The 24,410-nt window shown below is 38.1% G+C and carries 28 protein-coding genes and 1 pseudogene; 6 read left to right on the top strand and 23 right to left on the bottom strand.

What is annotated here, in order from left to right; genetic code table 11:
* The first annotated feature begins 10 nt into the window (after positions 1–10).
* The 4 genes from folK (at position 11) to panD (ending at position 2,768) form a co-directional block, all read left to right on the top strand.
* Entirely contained in the window at positions 11–502 is a 492-nt protein-coding gene (folK, locus tag ABE954_RS05670) for a 2-amino-4-hydroxy-6-hydroxymethyldihydropteridine diphosphokinase (protein WP_042848194.1), read from the top strand.
* Positions 503–560: 58 nt separating this feature from the next.
* Positions 561–1,352, top strand: coding sequence for a 3-methyl-2-oxobutanoate hydroxymethyltransferase (gene panB, locus ABE954_RS05665; RefSeq protein ID WP_042848196.1), 792 nt, complete (start codon positions 561–563; stop codon positions 1,350–1,352).
* Positions 1,353–1,383: 31 nt separating this feature from the next.
* Positions 1,384–2,247 (top strand): pantoate--beta-alanine ligase, encoded by an 864-nt coding sequence (panC, locus tag ABE954_RS05660; RefSeq protein WP_048608094.1) that lies wholly within the window; start codon positions 1,384–1,386, stop codon positions 2,245–2,247.
* A 140-nt stretch (positions 2,248–2,387) separates the two neighbouring features.
* Positions 2,388–2,768: an aspartate 1-decarboxylase gene (panD, locus tag ABE954_RS05655; RefSeq protein WP_042848200.1), complete on the top strand. Its 381-nt coding sequence runs from the start codon at positions 2,388–2,390 to the stop codon at positions 2,766–2,768.
* Positions 2,769–2,825: 57 nt separating this feature from the next.
* Here panD and ABE954_RS05650 read toward each other — a convergent pair whose 3' ends face one another.
* From ABE954_RS05650 to ABE954_RS05615, 8 genes are all read right to left on the bottom strand, one after another.
* On the bottom strand, positions 2,826–3,365 hold the full coding sequence (locus ABE954_RS05650) for a fimbrial protein (RefSeq protein WP_042848202.1): 540 nt from the start codon (positions 3,363–3,365) through the stop codon (positions 2,826–2,828).
* 9 nt (positions 3,366–3,374) lie between these two features.
* Positions 3,375–3,920, bottom strand: coding sequence for a fimbrial protein (locus ABE954_RS05645; protein ID WP_042848204.1), 546 nt, complete (start codon positions 3,918–3,920; stop codon positions 3,375–3,377).
* Positions 3,921–3,936: 16 nt separating this feature from the next.
* Positions 3,937–4,959 (bottom strand): fimbrial protein, encoded by a 1,023-nt coding sequence (locus tag ABE954_RS05640; protein WP_042848207.1) that lies wholly within the window; start codon positions 4,957–4,959, stop codon positions 3,937–3,939.
* 15 nt (positions 4,960–4,974) lie between these two features.
* Positions 4,975–7,449, bottom strand: a complete 2,475-nt coding sequence (locus ABE954_RS05635) for a fimbria/pilus outer membrane usher protein (RefSeq protein WP_226619096.1) — start codon at positions 7,447–7,449, stop codon at positions 4,975–4,977.
* A gap of 129 nt (positions 7,450–7,578) precedes the next feature.
* Positions 7,579–8,256, bottom strand: a complete 678-nt coding sequence (locus tag ABE954_RS05630) for a molecular chaperone (RefSeq protein WP_042848213.1) — start codon at positions 8,254–8,256, stop codon at positions 7,579–7,581.
* A 49-nt stretch (positions 8,257–8,305) separates the two neighbouring features.
* Positions 8,306–8,851 carry a fimbrial protein gene (locus ABE954_RS05625; RefSeq protein WP_042848214.1) on the bottom strand — a complete coding sequence of 182 codons (546 nt, stop codon included), beginning with the start codon at positions 8,849–8,851 and terminating at the stop codon, positions 8,306–8,308.
* A gap of 710 nt (positions 8,852–9,561) precedes the next feature.
* Complete coding sequence (locus ABE954_RS05620; RefSeq protein ID WP_042848215.1) at positions 9,562–10,332, bottom strand: ABC transporter permease; 771 nt, start codon at positions 10,330–10,332, stop codon at positions 9,562–9,564.
* The gene (locus tag ABE954_RS05615; RefSeq protein WP_042848216.1) at positions 10,329–11,270 is read right to left on the bottom strand and encodes an ABC transporter ATP-binding protein; all 942 of its coding nucleotides are present in this window, start codon (positions 11,268–11,270) and stop codon (positions 10,329–10,331) included. The genes ABE954_RS05620 and ABE954_RS05615 overlap by 4 nt, the downstream gene beginning before the upstream one ends.
* 257 nt (positions 11,271–11,527) lie before the next feature.
* On the opposite strand from ABE954_RS05615, the gene can reads away from it, so the two are divergent.
* On the top strand, positions 11,528–12,181 hold the full coding sequence (can, locus tag ABE954_RS05610) for a carbonate dehydratase (protein WP_042848217.1): 654 nt from the start codon (positions 11,528–11,530) through the stop codon (positions 12,179–12,181).
* A gap of 431 nt (positions 12,182–12,612) precedes the next feature.
* Complete coding sequence (locus tag ABE954_RS05605; RefSeq protein WP_166687287.1) at positions 12,613–16,797, top strand: filamentous hemagglutinin N-terminal domain-containing protein; 4,185 nt, start codon at positions 12,613–12,615, stop codon at positions 16,795–16,797.
* Between the two features lie 79 nt (positions 16,798–16,876).
* Here ABE954_RS05605 and hpt read toward each other — a convergent pair whose 3' ends face one another.
* The 15 genes and pseudogenes from hpt to ABE954_RS05530 all read right to left on the bottom strand — a co-directional run bounded on the left by hpt (position 16,877) and on the right by ABE954_RS05530 (position 24,405).
* Positions 16,877–17,413: a hypoxanthine phosphoribosyltransferase gene (hpt, locus tag ABE954_RS05600; RefSeq protein ID WP_042848219.1), complete on the bottom strand. Its 537-nt coding sequence runs from the start codon at positions 17,411–17,413 to the stop codon at positions 16,877–16,879.
* A 127-nt stretch (positions 17,414–17,540) separates the two neighbouring features.
* Positions 17,541–18,935 (bottom strand): annotated as a pseudogene (cueO, locus tag ABE954_RS05595) (multicopper oxidase CueO); the annotation flags it as partial.
* Between the two features lie 132 nt (positions 18,936–19,067).
* Positions 19,068–19,427, bottom strand: a complete 360-nt coding sequence (locus ABE954_RS05590; protein WP_210836764.1) for a Mor transcription activator family protein — start codon at positions 19,425–19,427, stop codon at positions 19,068–19,070.
* A gap of 11 nt (positions 19,428–19,438) precedes the next feature.
* Positions 19,439–19,858: a phage protein GemA/Gp16 family protein gene (locus ABE954_RS05585; protein ID WP_371025792.1), complete on the bottom strand. Its 420-nt coding sequence runs from the start codon at positions 19,856–19,858 to the stop codon at positions 19,439–19,441.
* Positions 19,845–20,048, bottom strand: a complete 204-nt coding sequence (locus ABE954_RS05580) for a hypothetical protein (RefSeq protein ID WP_131680113.1) — start codon at positions 20,046–20,048, stop codon at positions 19,845–19,847. The genes ABE954_RS05585 and ABE954_RS05580 overlap by 14 nt, the downstream gene beginning before the upstream one ends.
* Entirely contained in the window at positions 20,026–20,412 is a 387-nt protein-coding gene (locus tag ABE954_RS05575; protein ID WP_210836760.1) for a hypothetical protein, read from the bottom strand. Before ABE954_RS05575 ends, ABE954_RS05580 begins: the two co-directional genes overlap by 23 nt.
* Positions 20,409–20,588 (bottom strand): hypothetical protein, encoded by a 180-nt coding sequence (locus ABE954_RS05570; RefSeq protein WP_210836758.1) that lies wholly within the window; start codon positions 20,586–20,588, stop codon positions 20,409–20,411. Before ABE954_RS05570 ends, ABE954_RS05575 begins: the two co-directional genes overlap by 4 nt.
* Positions 20,581–20,898 carry a hypothetical protein gene (locus tag ABE954_RS05565; RefSeq protein ID WP_210836756.1) on the bottom strand — a complete coding sequence of 106 codons (318 nt, stop codon included), beginning with the start codon at positions 20,896–20,898 and terminating at the stop codon, positions 20,581–20,583. The genes ABE954_RS05570 and ABE954_RS05565 overlap by 8 nt, the downstream gene beginning before the upstream one ends.
* A complete protein-coding gene (locus ABE954_RS05560; RefSeq protein WP_371025791.1) occupies positions 20,891–21,622 on the bottom strand; it encodes a DUF2786 domain-containing protein in 732 nt (243 codons plus the stop codon). The genes ABE954_RS05565 and ABE954_RS05560 overlap by 8 nt, the downstream gene beginning before the upstream one ends.
* Positions 21,623–21,711: 89 nt before the next feature.
* Positions 21,712–21,930 (bottom strand): hypothetical protein, encoded by a 219-nt coding sequence (locus ABE954_RS05555; protein WP_371025790.1) that lies wholly within the window; start codon positions 21,928–21,930, stop codon positions 21,712–21,714.
* The gene (locus ABE954_RS05550) at positions 21,902–22,117 is read right to left on the bottom strand and encodes an ANR family transcriptional regulator (RefSeq protein WP_131680108.1); all 216 of its coding nucleotides are present in this window, start codon (positions 22,115–22,117) and stop codon (positions 21,902–21,904) included. The genes ABE954_RS05555 and ABE954_RS05550 overlap by 29 nt, the downstream gene beginning before the upstream one ends.
* 1 nt (position 22,118) lies before the next feature.
* A complete protein-coding gene (locus ABE954_RS05545) occupies positions 22,119–22,757 on the bottom strand; it encodes a DUF3164 family protein (protein ID WP_371025789.1) in 639 nt (212 codons plus the stop codon).
* Positions 22,758–22,768: 11 nt separating this feature from the next.
* A complete protein-coding gene (locus ABE954_RS05540; protein ID WP_369103905.1) occupies positions 22,769–22,966 on the bottom strand; it encodes a hypothetical protein in 198 nt (65 codons plus the stop codon).
* On the bottom strand, positions 22,966–23,238 hold the full coding sequence (locus ABE954_RS05535) for a hypothetical protein (protein ID WP_131680105.1): 273 nt from the start codon (positions 23,236–23,238) through the stop codon (positions 22,966–22,968). Before ABE954_RS05535 ends, ABE954_RS05540 begins: the two co-directional genes overlap by 1 nt.
* A gap of 3 nt (positions 23,239–23,241) precedes the next feature.
* Complete coding sequence (locus ABE954_RS05530; RefSeq protein ID WP_371025788.1) at positions 23,242–24,405, bottom strand: AAA family ATPase; 1,164 nt, start codon at positions 24,403–24,405, stop codon at positions 23,242–23,244.
* Between the last annotated feature and the right edge of the window lie 5 nt (positions 24,406–24,410).

The raw sequence follows: 24,410 nt of genomic DNA, 5'->3' as shown, positions 1-24,410 counted from the left end.
AGAGAGTACCATGGAACAAGTCTATATTGCTGTAGGAAGTAACCTTGGTAAGCCACTACAACAGGCTCAGCAAGCTATTGCAGCATTAGATGCGATCCCTAACAGTCGTGTCGTTTCAATCTCTTCTATTTATCGAACTAAGCCTTTAGGGCCACAGGATCAGCCAGATTTTCTCAATCTGGCTGTATTACTAGAAACAGATCTCGAGCCCGAAGAGCTACTTGATCACACACAAAAAATCGAATTAGATCTTGGACGAGTGCGTAAAGAAGAACGTTGGGGTCCTCGCACTCTTGACCTTGATATCATGCTTTTTGGTAACCGAGTTATCCATACCCCCCGGTTAACCATTCCACATTACGGGCTAAAAGAGCGGGAATTTATGTTGTATCCGCTCAGTGAAATTGCCCCCACCCTAGTTTTTCCTGATGGCGAAACGCTTTTGGAAAGACTCACACAAGTTCCTCGCAATGGCCTGACGCTTTGGGACATTACCCCTTAAAGTGTGCAACCTCTTATGAGGTATGGTCGCAAGGAGATCATTTCCGGAGGTTATTATAATGAAACCAATTTCTCTGGCTGATTTATGTCAGTTTAAACAAGACAAACGCAAGTTCGCAACCATGACAGCCTATGATGCTAGTTTTGCTCAATTATTTTATGAGCAAGGAATTCAAGTCATGCTCGTTGGCGATTCACTTGGCATGACTATTCAGGGCGAGTCTTCCACATTACCCGTTACCGTTGAACAAATTGCTTATCACACACGTTGTGTTCGTAAAGGGGCTCCAAACGCCTTTATCATCGCTGATATGCCTTTTATGAGCTACGCCACACCAGAACAAGCTTGTGCAAATGCCGCTATTTTAATGCAAGCAGGCGCCAATATGGTAAAAATTGAAGGCGGCAGTTGGTTGTGTGACACCGTAAAAATGCTATGTGAACGCTCCGTTCCTGTTTGTGGCCATCTTGGTTTAACACCACAAGCCGTCAATATACTCGGGGGCTATAAAGTCCAAGGGCGTGATGAAGTGACTGCTAATCAAGTCTTGAAAGATGCAATCGCCCTCGAAAATGCAGGAATGCAATTATTAGTACTTGAATGTGTTCCTACTTCATTAGCGAGTCATATCACTGAAGAATTACTGCTCCCCGTTATTGGTATTGGCGCAGGAAATGAAACTGATGGTCAGATTCTCGTTATGCATGATGCACTTGGTATTACAGCCCGCCCACCAAAATTCGCTAAAAACTTTTTAGCGCAAGCGGGTAATATCAATGATGCTATCCGCATGTATATTCAAGAAGTGGAAGATGGGATTTACCCAAGTGAAGCTCACTCCTTTTCCTAATTGACTACAAAAAACCATAAGGAACACACGTATGCTTATCGTTGAAACGGCACTTATACTACGCCGTGAAATCCGTCGCTGGAAACAAGAAGGCAAACGTATTGCACTTGTGCCAACAATGGGCAATTTGCATGATGGTCACTTAACACTCATTGACCAAGCTAAACAGCAAGCTGATATTGTTATTGCCAGTATCTTTGTTAACCCAATGCAATTTGATAGGCAGTCTGATTTAGCAAATTACCCGCGAACGTTGCAAGAAGACTGTGAGAAATTAAAACGTCTTGGTATCAATTTAGTTTTTGCACCTTCTCCTCTCGAATTTTACCCTGACGGGATGGAAAAGCAGACATATGTTGAAGTCCCTGAACTATCAACGATACTAGAAGGCGCAAGTCGTCCGGGGCATTTCCGTGGTGTCGCAACTGTTATTACTAAGCTGTTCAACTTAGTACAACCTGATATTGCGCTGTTTGGTAAAAAAGATTATCAGCAATTACAATTGATTCGTAAATTAGTTAATGATTTATCATTCGATACCCAAATCATCAGTATTCCAACAGTTAGAGCAAAAAATGGGCTAGCCTTAAGTTCTCGCAATAATAATTTATCTGCTGAAGAGCAAAAAATAGCCCCTCAGCTTTATCAAATTATGTTACAAGCCGGGCAAAAATTAGCAGAAACCCCTAGCATTGCAAATGACCTTGTCAATGAAATGGAAGAGTCTTTACGCCAAGCTGGTTTTACACCAGATGAGCTATTTATTCGTGATGCAGAAACCTTGTTACCCCTTAATGGGTCGAGTAAACGAGCCGTCATCCTGATGGCAGCATGGTTAGGGCAGACTCGACTAATTGACAATTTGCAAGTTGACCTTCCCGTCGATATTGCATAGAAACAAAGTACTTATAACAATAAAACAACACACTGCAATTACAGAGTTTACAGCTAGGCGTTCAATAAACAAATCTCTAGGAGCCTAAGACTAGGGAGGGAGAACGCCAACAACGCTGTGGGCCGAATGAGGAAGAAAAAATGTTAAGAAGAATGTTGCAAGGAAAACTACACCGCGTCACTGTTACTCAGGCTGACTTACACTACGAGGGCTCCTGTGCTATCGATCAAGACTTTATGGATGCAGCCGGTATCCTTGAATACGAAGCGATTGATATTTATAACGTTGATAACGGGGAACGCTTTTCAACTTACGCGATTTCAGGTGAACGAGGTTCGAAGATTATCTCTGTGAATGGCGCGGCTGCACGTCGTGCCGCTGTTGGGGATAAACTTATTATTTGTTCTTATGTACAAATTGAAGATGAAGATGCTCGCCTTCATAAGCCTAAAGTCGCTTACTTTGATGAAAATAACGTTATGAGTCGTGTGGCAAAAGCGGTACCCGTACAAGTGGCTTAACATAAGACTAAAGCGTCATCATATTAATGGCGCTTTAGTTTATTCAATATCTATTATTTATTGGTAAGTCACGTCTATATCCATCGAAGCATTCGCGATACCAGGAGTAACTACACTATCTGTTTGTACATAATACGATCTAAGTATAAGTGTTCTTTTTCCTTCAACGCCACTATATGATGCCAATATACTGCTATAAAATCCTATGGTTACACTGCTAGTTCCGAAATCCAATTCCGTCTTTATTCCGACCCCTTTAGCACTTCCAGGCAAAGGACTCAACATTAGTAATTCACGATCTCTACTAGAATTATTTCCCCGAAAATTAAAGTAAATGGTAGCATCTTTATCGCAGTTAAAATCAATCCGCCAATCTACCTTTTTAGATTTCGTATTGATACCAGAACCAAAACCACTCCAACCAATTATGTTGTCACCAAGATTAACATTGAATGTTTTCGCAGATTGAACTGAACACGTGTTTGCAGATACTCGCCCTGTAATATTAAAAATAGCATCATAACTCATAGATTTTGTAGAAAAAAAGAGCAGTGCTATTGCAAAAACATAAGTCGCATATCTAATATTTTGATTCATTGCTTTTCCTTAGTTATTTCGCACAACAAATGTAATAGAGGCATTTGCATCTCCTCCTGTTGCACTGTCTGCTAGTTGCTTATAACGTGCGCGCAATTGAACCGTATTCATTCCTGATGTTGTTCCCGCAAAACTAATTAATGTGCTCACTTCATTCGCATTTTTTTCTTCCCAACGCTTATTCTCTGGTGAATAAGCTTCAATTTGAATGGCCATTCCGCTTGCTGAACCAGCTGATTTATCTAACTCAAATAGTTTATTATCTAACTCGGCTGGCGTACCTTCTAATACACCGACCACTTGCCGCTTGTCCGGTGAACAATTAAACGCCAAATCAAATTCCACCCAATCAGTGACTGAATCGCGAGCAAAGTTACGCCCATTTCCCTCTAAAAACCAAGTCCCTAAATCAATATTCTGTGCTGCAGAGAACACGGTACACGACTTAGCTTTGATTGAGCCGCTAAAATTCACCTTGATATATTCGTCCGCGACAAGAACATTCATATAGGTTAAAGAAAATAAAAAAACGAGCAAATTAATTATATAATTCATTGATAATTTACCTTTTCTATTTATACACAAGGGTAACCGTGACCTGTGCATTACCATTAGTCGCTTTCACTTCATTAGACGTTTTGACGTACTTGAATTCAAATGTCTTTGTAATAATCGGGCTTAGACTCGTTTTATCTAGCAGAGAATATACATAACTATTAGATAATGAGCGATCTCCCCCCAACCTCAACGGAGATGACTTCCCAGATTCATATACACGTACAGCAAATCCTGGGTTCTCATTGTTATTTTCCAAATAAATGATATCTGTATTGATGTTACTGGGGTGCAAATTATCTGCGATCGTATAGGCAACAGACATTATTTTTGGACAATTAATCGTGATCGACTGCTGAGCATGACCAAAAGTATCACCTATATTAAGTGAACGAACTTTAGCAATATCGTGAACTCCAAGATCAACAGATTGACGAACAGATGAAATAGAGCAAGTACGCTGTGCCCATGAAATTAAAGTTGATGCAGGTAATATTTCGCCAACTGATGATATCCAATTCATATCACCAGTGCATTGCACTTTAATTGTGCTAAAATGTGTAGCAACCTTTTCTGACCCTTCAATATCCCCTTGAACCGTTTTGATATACATCATCCGCGTTTCAAGTTGTAGTGCCGATGAGCCATCAACTGCATTAATTTCGCTATTACTTCCCGTTAATGGATACCATTGACTCGTTCCCTTTTGCCTTACACCAACCACATAACCAACACCATCAATCCCAGTACTAAAAACAGGGTAACTACCTGAACCATCATTAATAGTCATTCCGGTCGGCTGACTATTAGCTTGTAACATAAATTTAAAATTTCCCGCATTTTCTGCAACACATAATTCATGGTTAGCGCTAGGTTCAAATTGCTTCCATCCATTACCGAGTATAGATTCACGGGGAAGTTTATGTGCCGCTGAATCAATTTCTAAATCCCCTAAATTGACACGAAATTGCCCAATACTGCATGCACTAAATGAAAACAATGTAATACCAATCGAAGTAATAATCTGTTTTATATTCATATTAAAAACCTATTCTCAGTGGCAATTAACAGGCAATATAGGTAAATGCTGTTTTAATTGTTCCGCGGTTAATTGGTATTCTGCAATGCATTGTTCTTGTAAGCTTTTACCCCATTTTATCTGTAATTGCCCTTGTTCCGGCATTCCACTGAGATAAACATCACCATTATCGCCCACAATACCTGTACTTATATTTTGATCATCACTTTGAGAGAATTGTGCCATTGCACCAAAAGGCACAGGTTTGCCATTATGCGTTACAGTAAATAATAGTCTGTAACCCACATGCGTTTGATAACTTGCCAGAATCGCTGCACCTTTCGTTGGTACGACACTCACGGTATTCGTTTTTAATTCAACATTATCTGGTAATGAATCTATGTTGAGCGTAATTTCATTTTTCGTATAAGGGTTTAAATAAGGAATAATTGCATAACCACGAGAGTCCGTTGAAATATTTGCTCGGTTTGAAACTTGTACATTTTTCGCCCCAGGAGCACGGACAATAGCAAAAGTATCATTGATTGGCTGAGACAATGTGATTCCATGTGGATGAGCGACAACGGCCCCCGTTAGACCATAGTTCGCTCGTTGTGAATATTTATCATATCCATAAGCCGCATTTGCAACCCCATAGCTTCCCCGATAAGATGCTGATGCATTTCCGCTCGCACGTGTTTCTTTATTCCCATAGGATTGTTGAATAGCATAATTAAAATTATTACTCTCACCTAAAGTACCACTTATCCCCATCATTGCATCCGTATTACCACTGTTATCAGCTGTAACGCTGCTGTTTATCGATGTGTAGTTGCCTGATGAATCATTCAAAGGAATAGTCATTGAAAAAGAAAAATAGTTATCCGCTTTACGTTGATAAGCACTATCAGTATAACTGTAGCTAAAATTGTAAGTGATCCCGCCAATATTATTATTATAACCTGCATTCAATGAGCGTTCTTTACCTGAACGGTTCCAATAATCTTGCTGATAACTCGAAAAATAGACATTACCGAATTCATTTAGTGATTGGTTAAGCGAAACCTGAAAACGATTTTTTTTATTATTACGATAGATTTTAGGCTGATTGCTATTTGCTTCACTAAATGTATAAAACCCTTCAGTTGAATAACGATAGTTTGCTAACGTTACTGAAGTACCTGTAGACGTGACATTTTTAGAATATTGAAAACGATATGACTGCCCGCTATCAGTATTGTCTTTCCCTAATAAGTTTTGGCTATTAGCTTGTGTTATATCTGCCGATAATGCCCCAAAACTTCCTAAGTTAATCCCCATTCCTGCCGCATAAGACTGGTAGTTTTTGGATAATAAAGTCCCTGCATACCCCGTAATACTTTTGGGTAATCCATAAATAAATGTACTTTGCAAAAAGTTTGGCTCAACCTCACCTGAAGTATTAGATTTATATTTCCCTCCAGTTAGTGAATATTTGAGCTGTCCTTCACGTTGCATTATGGCAATTGATGAAAAAGGAACTACAAATGAACGTTCAGAACCATCTGCTTCTTTAATCAAAACAGTCAAATCACCGCTGGTTCCTGTTGGGTATAAATCATCAATTTCAAATGCTCCGGGCGAAACATAAGATTGGTAAATAACATAGTTATTTTGTTTAACTGTAACTTCTGCATTACTTTGTGCTATACCACGAATAACGGGTGCAAATCCCCTCATTGAACTAGGTAGCATAGATTCATCACTTCGTAACTGTACGCCTCGAAATTGAAATCCTTCAAATATTTCACTTGGTGTAGCAGTATCACCTATTGTTAATTGTGATTTTAAATAATTAATTCCTCTTTCTAAACTGGTTTCAATGTTCTCCCACTCACGCTTCCCATTATTATCTGTATAGGTTGAGTAGTTTTTTAAACGCCACGGACCTAGGTTTCCAGTACTTCGCAAATTAAAGTAATGAGAATTGGAGTCTTTAGACTTATTGCGGCTCCAATTATTTGAACCACTATAATAATAATTTAAGACCAAAGCGGGAACACCGTTTTCCCACTGACTTGTTGGCACAGTACCTAATGCTTGCTTGTCCATCGCAATTTGAGGGATCGAAATATTTAACTTTTGTTGATTCAATTCCAATATAGATTTTGCATCAGGTATATATTCGCTGATAGGAACAATTTCTTGTTTCTCAGGAAGAGCTTTTAACGCAGGAATCGCATCAACTTTAACACCCCAAAGTGCTAATTCTTCTTTCGTTAATAGGGGAATTAGCTGATTTGACGACTTATCCTTAATGAACTCAACGACCTTCGATTCCATTAAAATACCATTTACAATTACATCAACATGGTATTCCCCTGCAAGCTGGCCACCCGGATTAGCAAATTGATTTAAATTCGGTAAATCTGCAATATTTTGACCATCAACCACACTTAATGAGCTTGGGCTAAAATAGTCATCAGCAAATGCATAATTAACATTCATACCAGTGAAAATAATTGCAGCCACTGCCTGACATACTTTCTTTAACCGAAAATACATTACCCAATTATGCGAACAGGTTATAGCATTAGCACAACAAATTGATAAGAGTTGTTTTCTTGGAATACAACGCATAATGTATATTCTTCCAACGAATTATTTTAATGTCTGAGTTTTTGTTTTTGTTATCGTTCCATGATCATTAACAGCACTCCAAGTCACCTGATTTGCTTGGATTTCTGAAATATTCCAAGTTGCTTCTCCCATTGGAGGCACCATGCCAGGATCAGTAATTTTTTTATTGCCAATTTTTAGTTCACCAAATGACACATAATAAGGTGTTGGGTTTTTAGATTTTAAGCTATTTCCTTTCTTTTCAAAGGTGAGCTTTTCATAGGCAGTAAATGCATCTGCTGTTGGTAAATCCACTGGGCGATAAATTAACTTAATTTTATTATTAATTGAGATAGTTAAATTATTTGTTGCATTAGGGTCAGACGGCGGTATTGATTTAACATTTAACCAATAAATAGACTCTTTATCTGATGGTAATTTAGGATCCGTTAATACAATTCGAATTGCATTTACTGATTCAGGCTCAATACGAAAAAGAGGCGGTGTTACTGTAAATGGTATTTTCTGTTTTTCACTATCATCAAAACTATTCACCCACGACTGAACAAGAAAAGGGATTTTTTCATCGTTCCGAACTGATATAGAGGCTTCTTTTTTATTACCTTCATAAATGACGCGCGTACCACCTAAAACCACACTAGCATTTACGTTAACTGCTGTCATACATAGAAGTACTAGTAAAATAAGAGATTTTTTCAAAATTTTCCCCTATCAAAAAGAGGGAACAATCGTTCCCTAATTAAGTTAATTATTGGTTGTATTGAATAGTTACTGTGACATCAGCATTCGCTTTACCTGCTGTAACTTCATTCGCAGTTGTAACGTAGCGTGCGTAATAGGTTTTCTCACCGCCATTACTCGTTAAATCAATACCATCAGCTTCAGTGTCTGGAGTATAAAAATTTGTTCCATTTACATCACCAGAAATACCAATACCAACACCTGTTGCTTCACTAACCGCATATAGTTTGTTGTCATCAGCATGTGCCGTCCCACCGAAAGTAACTCGTGCCCGAGTTAATGTTGCAGGGCAGCCACTTAAGCCTATTGTTAAAGGAACAGCTTCTGTTAATTCACCGATTTTATCAAAGGTATTTGTCATCCAAGTACCCAGTTGCACAGTACCTTCATTTTTATTTGTATTATTAACTTCAATAGTGCAAGTTGTATCAATAAATTGCCCTTTAAAATTTATCGTACCTCTAGCATTACCACTATCAACCGCTGCATGTGCCATGCCCGATAATGACACAATAATAATTGATGTCATTAATACAGATTTTTTTAAAATCATATAAACCTCTTATATACCAGTAAATAATTATTAATTATGTACAAGACTAGTAGTTAAATTACTTTTGAATACTTAATACCCCATATATTTAATTCACAAAAAGTATATTAGCTTTTTTAAATAAAATCCATATTAAGAGTAAACTCGCAAATTTAATTTAAAGAAAGAATTAAATCCATAATTAAACTTATTGACAATGATCATTTAGAGAAATATATCAAAAAATAAAGAAAAACCATTTGTTAACGATAACAAAACAAGCTAATTAAGTTAAAATATAATTATAACCAGCTATAACAACTACTTTATCTACTTATAATAAGCACGAGTTAATAATATAAATACTTTAATTGTATTTTGAGTCTTTAACTCTAAATTTTAATTACATCAGAGATAAATAACTATATATTTTGAAGGGAGTGTTATAAATAACCGTTTATTTATTGAAAAAAGCTATAGATTTAGTTCGGAATATTCCGAATGAGATGTTATAAACCTTGCAGTTTCCCAATAAAACTATTTCATATGTAAATAATCGCTAAATTTATTCCAAAATTTATACTACCAAACTTAATCTCTAATAAACTAAGTATTTTTACCAGTTAATTTAATTTTAAATCACCTGCGTATTTATACTTAAAAACTGACCATATCTAATTAATTAAATAACAAATTTAGATATGGCCTTAAGAAAAATAAAATATGCTAAGTTAGCTGCGTAACCCTCTACCTTGCTCAATTAAATACCAAGTCAGCAAATAGAAAACAACCAAGAAAATCATAAGCACCCCAAGGGTAATTCCGATAGAAACATCAGCAATACCTAAGAAACCGTATCTAAAACCACTAATCATATAAACGATGGGATTCAGCTTGGATACTGCTTGCCAAAATGGCGGTAGTAATGACAATGAATAAAAAACACCCCCCAAATAAGTTAGTGGTGTTAATACAAAGGTAGGAACAATGCTAATATCATCAAATGTCTTGGCAAAAATAGCATTCAATAACCCAGCTAATGAAAACACAATTGCAGTTAATAGAAGTGTCACTATGACCATAACCCATGAGTGAACCTGTAATGGAATAAAAAATAGTGATACTAAAGTAACCAAGAAGCCAACTAAAATCCCTCTTGCAACCCCCCCACCAACAAAACCAGCAATAATAATATGGGTTGGAACTGGAGCAACAAGTAATTCCTCAATGTTTTTCTGAAATTTAGACCCAAAAAATGAAGAACATACATTTGAGTATGAGTTCGTGATCACTGCCATCATTATCAGACCTGGTACTATAAATTGCATATAGTCCACGCCCCCCATATCACCAATTCTAGAACCTATCAGGTTACCAAAAATGACAAAATACAATGACATTGTAATAACTGGTGGTAACAAGGTTTGTACCCATATACGACCAAATCGAGTAACTTCTTTTATCCAAATGGTTTTCAATGCAACCCAATATAATGAGATCATGACACTATCCCCTTTTCAGTCACATTATTTTCTTTTTTAACCAAGTTCACAAATAACTCTTCTAAACGGTTAGCTTTATTACGCATACTTAAAATCTGAATACCTTGCTCACTAAGTTGACTAAAAACACTGTTCAGCCCTTGTTCCCTTTTGACATCAACTTCAAGAGTTGATGTATCAATTAAACGGGACTCATACCCCAATAACTGAGGGATAGGACTTTTGGGTACTAAATCGAAAATGAAAGTTTCTGATTCCAGTTGGCTTAACAATTGTTTCATACTGGTATTTTCAACTAATTCGCCATGTTGAATAATACCAATATTACGGCACAACATTTCAGCTTCTTCCAAATAATGTGTCGTTAAAATAATGGTTGTCCCTTGCGCATTTAAACTTTTTAAAAATGTCCACATTGAGCGGCGTAATTCGATATCAACTCCAGCGGTTGGTTCATCCAAAATTAACAGTTTCGGTTGGTGCATTAATGCTCTAGCAATCATTAAACGGCGTTTCATACCCCCAGACAAATTACGCGCACGCTCGTTACGCTTCTCCCATAAATCAAGCTGCGACAAATATTGCTCGGCACGTTGTACAGCCACGGGCCGAGCTACGCCATAGTAACCCGCTTGGTTAAGCACTATTTGTAATACTGTTTCAAATGGGTTGAAATTAAATTCCTGAGGGACTAAACCAAGTTGCTGCTTAGCTTGAACAACTTGTTTTTCTAAATCGTAGCCAAAAACTTTTACAGAACCACTAGTTTTATTAACTAATGAACTGATGATGCCAATTGTTGTAGATTTACCCGCGCCATTTGGCCCTAACAAAGCATAAAAGTCTCCATCTTCAACGCTTAGGTCTATTCCTCTTAGGGCTCTCACTCCACCAGGGTAGGTTTTGGTTAACTGTGATAACTCAAGTGCATATGTCATATGTAAAAAAAACCTTTATTCTTAAGACGGTTTACAGGCAATATAATCTTATGATGCCACTTTTTTCTGTTCTATGTTATGCAGAAAAGAGATAATTGATTTATTTAAAATAATTCAATGAGTTAGTAATTAATGGTTGTCTTGTCTAAAAGAGAGGTTCATCATAAGGATACTGTAATTAGTATAACTAATTATTATTTAATCAATAAATGTTGTATAAGATTTTATCGCAAAGTAACACAACTAGGCTATAAGTCATGATGAGAAAAATCGAAGAGCTGTTTGCTAACAATGAAGCATGGTCAGCATCAGTAAAAGAACAAGATCCTGAATTCTTCAAAGAATTATCAAAAGCGCAAAAGCCGAGATTCTTATGGATAGGCTGCTCAGACAGTCGAGTACCTGCAGAAAAATTAATTAACGCAGCCCCTGGTGATCTATTTGTTCACCGTAACGTCGCTAACTTGGTTATACACACAGACCTCAATTGCTTGTCAGTTATACAGTATGCGGTTGATGTGCTTCAAGTCGAACATATTATTATCTGCGGTCACTACGGCTGTGGTGGGATTGAAGCTGCTGTTGATAACACCGAGCTCGGTTTAATTAATAACTGGTTGCTGCATATACGTGATATTTGGTATCGCCACAGCTCAATGTTAGGTGAACTCAAACCATGCGAGCGCCTTAACCGCTTATGCGAACTAAACGTAGTTGAACAAGTTTATAATTTAGGCCATTCAACAATTATGCAATCAGCTTGGAAGCGTGGACAAAATGTTATGATCCACGGTTGGGTTTACGGGATTAATAATGGTCGTTTACAAGATTTACATATCACTGCAGACAGCAGAGAAAAACTTGAACTCTGTTATAGAGAAGCTATTGCAACATTAACTCAAAAAAAATAATTTAAATTCAAAGCTCTCATATGAGAGCTTTTTTATTTAATCCAAAATTAGAGTAATATAAAAATAAAATAAAATAAAATAAAATAGAGATTCATTAAAGGTAATAAATAACAAAATATATATATTCAATGAAACTTAACATTAACTCCAAATAAGAAAAATTATGTAAGTATAGACATTTAAGTATTAACACATAATTATCCTGCCGCAGAGTAAACCTTATTCATTGATACTAAAGGACTTAGTAAAAAAAACTACATTTTAATCCATATTTAGTTTGTTAATGGTATTTAATTTTATCAAATAAAAAACAAAGTCAGTTAAACACTTTTAAATATACTTATTTTTTAATTCTATCATAATTTACTGGCTATAATGGAATATTATTAGTTTATAAATATCAATCTCCAATTATATTTAGGGATATTTCTATGAGTTTGCCTATTAAAAGTGGGTCATCAACCCCCACGTTAAAACTAAAACCAATCGTTTTATGCGTTTCAGCAATTTTAGGAGTTACCTCTATTGCTCACGCAGAAATAATCAATACTAACGGTGCTGGTGTCATGAATCAAAACAATGGTCCTACCATTGTTCATATTAACAAACCTAGTGATAAAGGTGTTTCTCACAATATATACAGTAAGTTCGATGTTGATAAAAACGGCGCTATTCTAAATAACAGTAAAGATAATGTTAATACACAATTAGGCGGTTTAATTAACGGGAACCTTAATCTATCAGGTGGTGAAGCAAAAGTTATCCTAAATGAGGTTAACTCTAATAATGCAACTACCCTGAATGGTATGGTTGAAGTTGCGGGTAAGAAAGCTCAAGTTATTGTCGCTAACCCATCAGGTATTACTTGTAACTCATGTGGTTTTATTAATACTGAAAGTACAACATTGACGACTGGTAAGCCTTTGGTTTCAAATGGTGAACTCCTTGGCTATAATGTTGCCAAAGGGCAAATCATTGTCAATAATAGTTTAAATTCAGACTCACCAACAGAGCTTATTTCTCGTTCTGCGCTCATCAATGGGCGGTTAAAAGCTGAAGAAATTAAAGTGGTTACCGGCAATAATTTTGTTGATACGAATGGAACTGCAGTAACGTCTGTTGCGGGTACAGGAAGTCGTCCATCTGTCGGTATTGATGTCTCTGCGTTAGGTGGTATGTATGCGGATAAAATTACCTTAATTACCACAGAAGGTGGAGTGGGTGTAAAAAACCAAGGAACTATCTTAGCCGGAGATCAAGGGCTATCCGTTAACACGGCAGGTGGGTTGACTAACTATAAGAGAATTGAATCTTCTGGTAATATTAATATCAATGCTGACACCTTGAATAACAGTGAAGCTGCTATTACTGCCAAACAAGATCTTAATATAATCGCTAGAAAACCTGGTGAAATTGATACGACTTTTAATAATCAGGGAGGCCGCCTTACTTCAACCTCTGGTGATATCAATTTAACATCCCATAGCCTGATATCAAATACCAGGGGTGGCATAATTAATGCTAAAAATAATGTTGGCATTAAGTCCAATGTTATTCAGAATGGTGGTGGTTTAATTAAAACTGAAACAGGCGATATTAATGTCGATACTAGAGACACTCTTTATCAATGGCGTGATACTTCAAGATCTGAAGATAGAATTATTGCAGGCAGAGATGTCAATATTAATGCTGGCCGTATTTATAACGAAAATGCAAAAATTAAAGCAGGTAGAGATGTCAATATAACTGTAGGTTATAGTGAAATTACTAACTCATCCATTACTGCCAATCGTAAACTAGCACTTAATGCTTATACACTAAAAAATAAAGCATCATCAATTACTGCGAAGAATGCTAAATTAGATTTAATCGTTTCAGATGAAATTAGTAATGATGCAAACTCAATTATTAGTAGTGGAAGAGGATTAAATATTACCGCTAATAAGCTTACCAATAAAGGAAAAATAGTTTCTGCGACAAATACAGCTAGCACCACACCAACCTATATATCCAATATTAAGGTCAATAATATTCAGAATAACGGTGGGCATATCTCAGGTGACCAGCTAAATATTGAGTCAAACACCATTGATAATGGACTGGGTTTTATTAATGCAAACAAACTCAATGTTGATGCTAACTCACTAAGCAACAGTGGCGGATATATTCGTTCATATAATGATATAACGCTTAATGTTAATCAGTTATATAACACATACTCGAATAATTTCAATCAAGTTGCATACAAATTTGGATTAGCTAATAACGTTGGTGGGATTGAAACTTTAGATGGCGGTATCACTGTCAATGGTGATAAAATATCCAGCGACTATGGTTTCTTTAAAAGCGAAATAAGAGAAAGAGCTGCTAGCAAAGGTGGAATAGAGTTTAATTTAACAGGAAACTTTGATAATAATAGAGGTGAACTAAACAGCGATAGAGATATCGTTATTAATGCCAAAGAGATATATAACTATGATGCTAAAATAAATTCAGGTGCAAAAATAAAACTGAAAGGCTCTGATGGAATCTATCACCGCTATAGTGAGCTTAATTCTAAAGATGTAACAGAGTTATACACTCCTTATTTTTCATCTACTGATTACAATCAAACTTATAGTCTAGATGGTACAGGTATCATTTATAATACTAATGGCCCTAATATTATTCACATTAAAAAACCAACTGATAAAGGTATTTCACATAATACTTTTGACAGCTTCAATGTGAGTGAAAAGGGTGTTATTTTCAATAACAGTAGTTCAACGACTAACACTCAATTAGCAGGAAGCATCTTCGGTAATAGTAACTTAACTGCTGGTAATGAAGCTAAAGTTATTTTAAATGAAGTAGTTTCTAACAAAACTAGTGTTATAAATGGGATGATGGAAGTTGCAGGCAAAACAGCGCAAGTGATTGTAGCTAATGCTTCCGGTATTACCTGTAATAGCTGTGGGTTTATTAATGCATCACGTGGTGCCTTTGTAGCAGGCACCCCTCTTATGGCTGGTGATAACTTAATTGGATATAACGTCAATAAAGGCAAAATCACAGTTAATAACCACCTAACATCCAATAATACTATTGACCTTATTTCCTCTGCTGTATTGGTTAAGGGTAAGGTCGAAGCCAATGAGCTAAATATATCAGCAGGCGCGAGTCTGTTTGACCCAAATGGTAAGACACTTTCTAGCTTGTCGGAAGCTTCTTATGATCCAAATTTCAATGGTATCACTGTTGACTCTAAAGGCAGCTTAAATGCCAACAAAATAAACCTGAATGTTAATGTTAAACGCAATTATTTAAAGAATAAAGGGTTAATCAATGCTGGAAACGGTGGGTTAACTGTGGATTCTTATTCGATAAATAATACAGGAACCATAAAAAGTAAAGGGGATATTAATATAACTGGCACCCCAGATGTCAACTACCTTCATGGAACTGAAATGGCGCTTCTGAATGATAAAGGAACCATTATTTCAACTGATGGAAGCATCACTATTACCGCTATTACTGGTTACATAGCTAATATGTATGATGGCTTAATCAGTGCAAAGAAAAACGTCAACCTGAATCTTCACTCCACCTCCACCATTAACAATACAGGCGGTTTAGTTTTAGCTGAACAAGGCGATATTAATATTAAGAACGGTTTTGTTTATAACAGGCAAGATAGCAATAGTAAATACGGAAAAAATAGGCTGATCGCAGGCCGAGATATCAATATTACTGATGCTCGGATAATAAATGAACATTCAGCTATAACAGCTGGGAGGGACTTTAGCTTTACGGGCACTGAATTAGAGAATCGTTCTAGTGCCATTAATGCTAATCGTCGTGTGAATATTGACGGTACTTACCTATCAAACAAAGAATCGGTAATTAAAGCGGAAACGGGTCGAATGGACATCACCGCCAGCAGAGAAATCATCAACGATACTGTATCGACTATTAGTAGCGACAAATTGATGAATATCACATCACCGAAGCTAACCAATGTTAAGAGTAGTACTATTGTTTCTAACAATGGTAAGTCCACATTCAACATTGGTAATTTGGTAAACAATTTAAGCTATATTAAAGGTTTTGATCTTAACTTTATCTCTAAGTATCTAGATAATAGTAGTGGATTAATTAAAGCTGACAATAATATAGTGATGAATGCTGAATACGTTAGCAATACCAATGCTGCCGACTTTAAAAGAGGTACCTTCCACCTTGGCTTATCATCATCTCAAAAAGGCGGAATTATCGCTAATGATGGTAGCATTAATATCAAAGGTTATCAGCTGAATAATAATTCAGGGATTATTCAGACAAATGCTATCTTCCCCGCAGCAGGGCAAGCTGACATTGATATTACAATGGGCAACGAAATCATTAATAACTATGCTCAAATTAATAGTGCAGGAAATCTAAATGCGAGTGCGAACAAGATTTCTAACTATGACGGTATTATGAGTGCAGGTCTTGATTTAACGGCTAAAGCAGACGATTCTATTTCTAATTATTATGGAAAAATCAGTTCAGGAGATATCACTACACTGATTACGCCTTACCTTGATAATAAGAATGGAAAGATTACTGGTTATCCTGTAATTATCGAGAATAACTAAAAATAATTCATTGAAATTTCAATGAGAATAAACAAAAGGACAGCATTGCTGTCCTTTTTAGTTATTCGTTGTTTATACCTTAATCTTCAAGTAAGGTTACATGACCAATATAAGGTAAATGACGGTACTGTTGAGCGTAATCGATACCATAACCAACCACAAATTTGTCTTCAATTGAATAGCCAATCCACTCGACAGGGACATCCACTTCTCGACGTGAAGGCTTATCAAGTAATGTACAAATTGCGACTGATTTAGGGCCACGTAATTCGAAAATCTCACGGACTTTATTTAAGGTATTGCCTGAATCGATAATATCTTCCACGATCAAGACATGTTTGTCACGAATATCTTCATCCAAATCTTTGACAATTTTCACATCACGACTCGATGTCATTGCATTGCCATAACTTGAAACAGTCATAAAATCGACTTCATGGGGAACATTAATTTTACGGCACAAATCAGCCATAAAAATAAAGGAACCTTTTAGCAGACCAACAAGGACTAACTCACCATCAACTTGTTGATAATGAGTGCTAATTTTATCTGCTAATTCACTGATTCGTTGTGCAATCTCTTCTTCAGAGATCATGACTTCAAGGGTATGTTTCATCTTCAATTACGCATCTATGGAAATGGAAAGCGCGTAATTTTAGCATAGGCAGAACCTAGATACTAATAAAGGAAAATGCAGTACTAAAATTTAGTACTGCATTTTGTCCTAAAAATTAGGATATCGCTTAACTTACAGTAAAGCCCATCATCATGCCGGTGTCTTCATGCTCAAGTAGATGACAGTGAGCCATAAAAGGATGCTGCTGTGTTGCAGGATGATTAAATTCCACCAAAATTTCACTCACTTGCCCTTCAACTTTAACGATGTCTTTCCAACCTTGCCGGTGTGGCGCTACCGCTTGGCCATTTTCTTTCAAAATACGAAAACGCGTTCCATGCACATGGAATGGGTGTAACATCATGTCACCACGCCCTGAAACAACCCAAATCTCTTGCTTACCTATTGGGGCATTAAATGCAGGATGCGTCATTGAGAAAACTTGTCCATTAATAGTATTTGCATTGTGAATGTCTAAATCACCTGAATTAGTTCCACAATGGCCTCCATTTCCCATCCCACCACGTTTATTTCCTTGTCCCATGTTCCCATGGTTCATTTCTCCATTATTCATCATCGCCCCATGACCCATATTTCCCATCATAGCGCCATGTCCGCCCATATTGCCCATCGCTTGCGGACCATATTTTTCACGTAACATCATCATACCTTGCATATCCAAACGCATATCCATCATTAAATGGAACCGGCGGCGATTTAAACCAGCAAGAGAAGGGATAGCCGGTATTGCAGCAAGCGTTGAAGGCAGTTTTCCTTCACTCGGTGTTAATGTTGTTTCGATACGTAAAACAGGTAATGGCTGGTCAAAAGGTGCGATAGTCATACCCATTTGCCCAACAGGTAAGGTCACAAGATCAAAAGCGCGACCATCTGAAGCATCAATAAGTACTTCGAAGCGTTCGCCCATTAAAATAGGTAATTCAGTTAGAGCAACTGGCTCAGCGAGTAAACCGCCATCACTGGCAACAACATACATTTTACGCCCATCACTGGTCGAAATATTTAAGCTACGAGCATTACAGCCATTCAGTAATCTCAAGCGTAGCCAGCCTTTAGGTGCCACATGTTTTGGATAAACAGCCCCGTTAGTTAGCATCATATCGCCAAACCAACCCACCGCAGCACTCATCACATCGAGTTGATAATCAATCTGACCATCATCTTTTAAACGTTTATCTTGTAAAATAACAGGAATATCATCCACTCCCCAAGAACTTGGCAGCCCCTGCTTGGTGCTATCATCGTCTTTAATTATCACTAAGCCCGCTAACCCCATCGCCACTTGGTGGCCTGTTTTTCCATGAGTATGAGGATGGAACCAGCAAGTTGCTTCGCTTTGATTAACCGTAAAATTGACTTTACGGCTTGCTCCTGGTTGGATAATCGCTTGCGGACCACCATCTTGTTCACCTGAGATTTCTAAACCATGCCAATGAACAGTGGTTTCTTCCGGTAGCTGGTTAATAATATTCACATTCACACTTTGCCCGTTTTTTGATGAGAAGTGAGATAAATAATATAAGGGTGTGCGATAATTCTGGTATTTAGTGGTAGGTATGGGGATATATTGGGACACTAAAGTGAAAGAGTATTTCATTTTACAACATCGAAAAATTTATAAAAAACGGGGTTTTCACCCCGCGTCACCAAACATATCTGGTTGCATTTTACTTTTCAACCTTTTTTCCATTCGTTCGACGATCCTCCGTATCGTTCTATCAGCCATATTATATTTGCGAACCAAATCAGGCCAGCGCATTCCACGTTGATAGTCATCATAGATTTGCTGGTTGCGTTTGGCGCGCCTAAACTGCATATCTTTGGGAAAAGAGATAGTTTGGCCTGAAAAGTGCTCACAGATAAAATCGACAATATTGACGGATAGCTGCTCAGATAGGTCTTCCTCCACACCATGATTTTTAGCTTGCTCGTTGATGTGATCTGCAAGTTCGCCAAGGAGGGAGTTACGTGTTTCTTCCATTAATGTTGTCATTATCTTTCTCCTTAAGCCCGTGATAACCATTGCTTGAGCATCTCAATGGCCTGATGCGCTTTCTGTGGCTCCATATGCAGCCACGTCAGCTTTTCAACTTCCAATTCACGCGCTATCCATTTTTCAAGTGCCTTTTCTGAGTTGTCATTAATGAGCTTGGCACTCGCCAGCTTTTGCCATAACACCCATATCTTGCGCCCCATTGGGAAGCTTCGTAATGGCTTTGCTGATTCATCAGATTTAATACTGAAGCCTTGGTTTTTGAATGCAGAAAGCACCTTCGATAACTCTGAGGTGCTCATGGTTTTGCAGGAATCTTTGCCTGTTACCCGTCGTAACATTGCGCGGTAGCTGTCATCGTCCATCAATCCCTTACGGCTTTGCTCCGTTCGAGCAATGTGAATGAGTTGGATAAGTTTATTGCGGTGCATATTGCCCCCTATAATGCTGAATTGCTGTCACACAGCGTTTTTTAAAGCTGTCCATATCGGCTTTGCAGGTGGGGTCATTCAAGCGGATAGCCATCACGGTTAGGAATGAGAAAAATAAAACCACCAACAACAAAGCCAGAAAATAAGGCGCTAAGCGCCTTATTAATTTAATAATCCACCACTTTTTCATATTGAGATTGCTCAGGTGATTTATTTCGGATGTTGTCAATTGTGGCTTCCAAAGTGCGCCTAGATTCTTCATCCAAACCTTGGTGAAATTGCAATATACACCGTACTTGCTGAGCGGCATTTTCACTGAGAAATGTATGTGATTGGCTATCGTCATAATAAATAGTGACTTGGTCTGCTTTAACACCCGTCACTTTTTTGCCTGCATCCATCAATTTGATAGCTGCTTTTTTCAATAATTGAGATTTAAAACTTCGCTTATAGCGGAGGCGATCCCATAACATGAGAAGCCATCTCGTGGCTTGATAACTTGAATAAATGCCACCAATTAAGATTAAAATTAGATAAATAATAGTTGTGATCATTTCTTCATTCTCCACAGATGAATTTTGCCTAGCAATGGCGATACTATGTAGAACATAAAGTACGCATTACAAAAACGATGAAAACCAATCGCTGCAATGACTCCCATTGCAATACCGAACCCTAGTGCCATGCCAGTAGCAATGTATCCCCACATTAAAGTTAGAAATTCAATCATTTGAAGTACCTTCAGATTTACACTCACAAACTCCAGTGAGTGCCATTGTTAGTACATTTGGGGCTGCTGAGAGCGTAAGTGAACCCAGCGGAAACCAGTCTTCATCACCATCTTCACAGGCAATAAATGCGTTTTCTCCCTCAATTTTAAGCACTTCGCCTTCCTCCGCTTGATAGCGTAAGAAACGCTTACCACTTTCATCCTCACAAACTTGCTCAGTCATGTAATCAACCTTATCCCCAACTTGAATAGAAAAATTTTCAGGTGGAAATGGCTTGTCGCACTTAGGGCACCAATATTTTTTACGCATGTTTTTCTACTCCATTATTGAAACCAATATTTGCTGGTTGGTAGCCATCACCCCCTACGCCTTGTGCTAATCGCACTTTTTTACCCGCCCGATACCCATCATTGGCCGCTTGATTTGATTGCTTGTGTTGATGGCTTTCACGACCAGACACATCGGTAACATTGTGTTTTTCTTTTAACCGCGCTAAAAACGTATCCATTTGTTTATCTTCATGCTCAGTGGTTGCAAACTCTGTAATAGCTTGCCAAACCCCATTTACCCATGCCTCACTCCAGGTATCGGCTAAATCTGTTCTTTTAGATGGTTTGGTATTTTTATGTAGACTATTTCTATACTCGGTACGTCCCTTACTTAGCTGTCGAGAGAGAACCTCAAACGCATAACAGGCAATTTGCGGACGTTCCTCAATGCCATAGAACACAACAGAGCGTCGAACTTTAGTGATCCCATGCCAACTTAAGTAATGACGTACACCAAAAGCTTTTGAAATCACATGAATTAAAAAGAGCATGTATTGTGGCGGTTTGGCTGCATTCGATGGTGTTTTATGCGCTTTACACTCTGTAATTTCACTGAGCGCCACATCAGATTCACTTAAACCATGCGCTTGCATTAGCTTTTGCGCCATACGTAAAGCGCTTGCCGCTTCTTCAGCACTGCTATTATTTCGTGCTTTATTCAGTAGCTTTTTGATTTTCTGAAAATAACGTTCTTTATTATTCATAAGTCACCTTGAAATACCGTGTTTCCTGATTTTGGCGTAAGCAATCCTCGACGGGTTTACGCCAAATATTGAAAGTTTTTATTTTTTAATTACTTATGATTATTACCATAAGTCATGATAGTGAGAGAGTTAATATCGACATAGTGCGGATAAATATCGATTTCTACCATCACTCGATTATCTTTCTCTTCTGCTTTTCCCCATGTTCTTGCTGTTGGGCCACCCCGTAAAATGTGGTTCGGTTGGTAAATAAAGAAGCTACCAACCGGATAGCGTTCATTAAATTGTTTTGCTGTCAGTGTTTTCATGGCGATCCCTAATAAAAATAGGTGCTTTCAAACAAAACTCAGCACGCAGTTCAGCCCAAACACGGTTTTCTGATTTACGCGCCAAACGTGAGGCATCAATCCAATGTGTATGGGCTTGAGAATAACGTCCCAGTTGTTCAGCTTGAGAAGCCATTGTTGCACAGTAAATATAGGTTAAACGTGCCATCTTAAACCCCCGTGATATTCAGCGGAATTTGGTCATATTTGTTGTTGTCACCCGTTCGTTTATAGATACGGATATAACGGCAGCTATCGATAACTTTGATTGATTCGCTAATGGCATCCATCGCTCGCAACCATTTTTCATGCGTAATATCTAAATTCCGCAAATTTAAAACGTCTTGTTGGCGTATTTTTCCTTCTTTATCAGTACGAAATGCATCATTAATAATGGCCATGATTTCAGGTCGGGAACCTTCAGACCATTCCATAATGCACTCATCAATTAAAGTTTTTGCTGTTTTCAGTCGTTCATCAAATGAAATGCGGTCATGTATCGCTACTTGAATACGATATTCTCCATCGAATGAATGAAAGGTCACATTTCCTTTTTCACCACCAATAGGCGCGTTATATTGCTCAGCTGACAGAGCGCGAAAAGCATCAGTTTCACCAAATGAAAATGATTTAAATTCCTTAAGTGTTTCTGTTATAGCAAGGGCTGGCTCAATGATGCGACCTACTAACTCATCTCTTAAACGATCAATCGGTTTAATCATTTCAATGGGGATATAACGGCCTTTAGCATCGCGCCAGTAACCCTCTGGGGCTTCATGTTTTGTGTATTGTTTATCATTAACAGACATAGTTAGATCCTTTATTTGTATTGGTATGACGAGGCGATTTTTAAGGCACTGGTCGCCACTTCAACGTGATAATGCTCAGCACAGTGTGGGCACGCTAAAATCACATCCACAAAAAGCACACCGTACTCATCCTGCTTCAAGGGGGCAGATTGCCCTTGCAATGCTTCTACTGGGTGCTCACAAGTCTTACAGCTAAATTGATGATTCATCACAAAGTTTCCTTCCAAACCACACGACAATTATTCAAGGGGTATTGATATTTCACGGTATGCTTCCCATCTTTGTGATCATCAAAAAAACGGGCTGCTTGACCTAACTCAACGAGCTTTTTGCAAATACTCGTTGATACAACTGTAAATGTCGGGCGACTGTGCTTACCAATTTCTAAATGCAGTACCACAAACCCCATATTGATGACCGTATTTAATGCTTTATTGGCATTTTCCATCTCATATTGAATAGGTTGAGTGTGCTTTTTCATGGCTTAGACTCCTTTAATCACATCCGCATCAACCACCGGAACGCCGATTTGTGCCGCTAAATTCATGCCTGCAATGATTAAGTTACTCACGGCCAGTGGATACAGTAGGCTTACGGCTTCACGACGACCGCTTTTCACTTGGCTCAGTCGATTGCGTATCGCTTCAATGGCGCAATCAGTTAACACCTCATTGATAGGTTTGCCTGTACGCCCAAATTTAAAGGTTAAAAACTCATGTAACTGATTATCGAGTGGTGGGAGCTGCACCACCTCACAGCGTTGAACCACTTCACGTACTGCTTGGTTACGCTCAGACAGCTTGAGAGACAATTCAGGCTGCCCAATCAACACAATAGAAAGCAACTTTTTAAAGCCGTTCTCCAACTCAAAAAAGCGTTTTAGGTGCTTCAGTGTTGGGATTGGCAACGCATGAGCCTCTTCAATTACTAATACATGCTGGTAACCCGCGTTGCTGCTGTCTTTTAAAACACGGTGCAACTGGCGATAACGGGCCTCTTGGCTACGTTTCACATTTTCCAGTGGTGTGATGGTATTGATAATCGCTTCTGCAATCGAACCCGCTTTTAAGGTCTTCCCTTTAATATCGTTATCTTCCATCGCAATAATATACGGCTCTATCACGATAATAGGGTCATTTTCACGGTTAATGCGGTCAATTAAGTCACGGCGTAGCGTCGATTTACCTGCACCCGATTCACCGACAATCGCCAAAAAACCGCCGTAACGTGCTGTTTGGTACAGGGCTTCACGCACATAACGTATGTCAGGGGTAACAAAGACGTCGTCCGCACCCTGTAAGGCTTCGTCCGAGAACGGATCACGGAATAAACCAAAATGTTTTTTTGTTGCTGGTAATAACACCTGTTTTGCTAGTAACATAGTCTCGTCCTCTGATTTTGTGCTATCTGGGGCAGAGGTGTCGCAATCATTGGTTTGGGGCGACACCTCATTAAACACCTCAGCACTGTCTAATTCATGGTTATCCAAAAACTCACAAATACGCTGGCGAACTTGCTCGGTATGCTGTTTAGGCCATTTACCGTGGTTCACTAGCTGCGCGATAGCGGGTTGAGAAATGCCTGCTGCTGTCGCCAGTATTTGCTGTGAAATTTGGTGTTCTTTCATCACTTCTTTTAATCTCAACATGATGT

The sequence above is a fragment of the Providencia sp. TYF-12 genome (assembly GCF_041344805.1).
Lineage (GTDB): Bacteria > Pseudomonadota > Gammaproteobacteria > Enterobacterales > Enterobacteriaceae > Providencia > Providencia huashanensis.
Note: the sequence above shows the minus strand (reverse complement) of the source record. Positions and strands in the feature narration are given on the sequence as shown.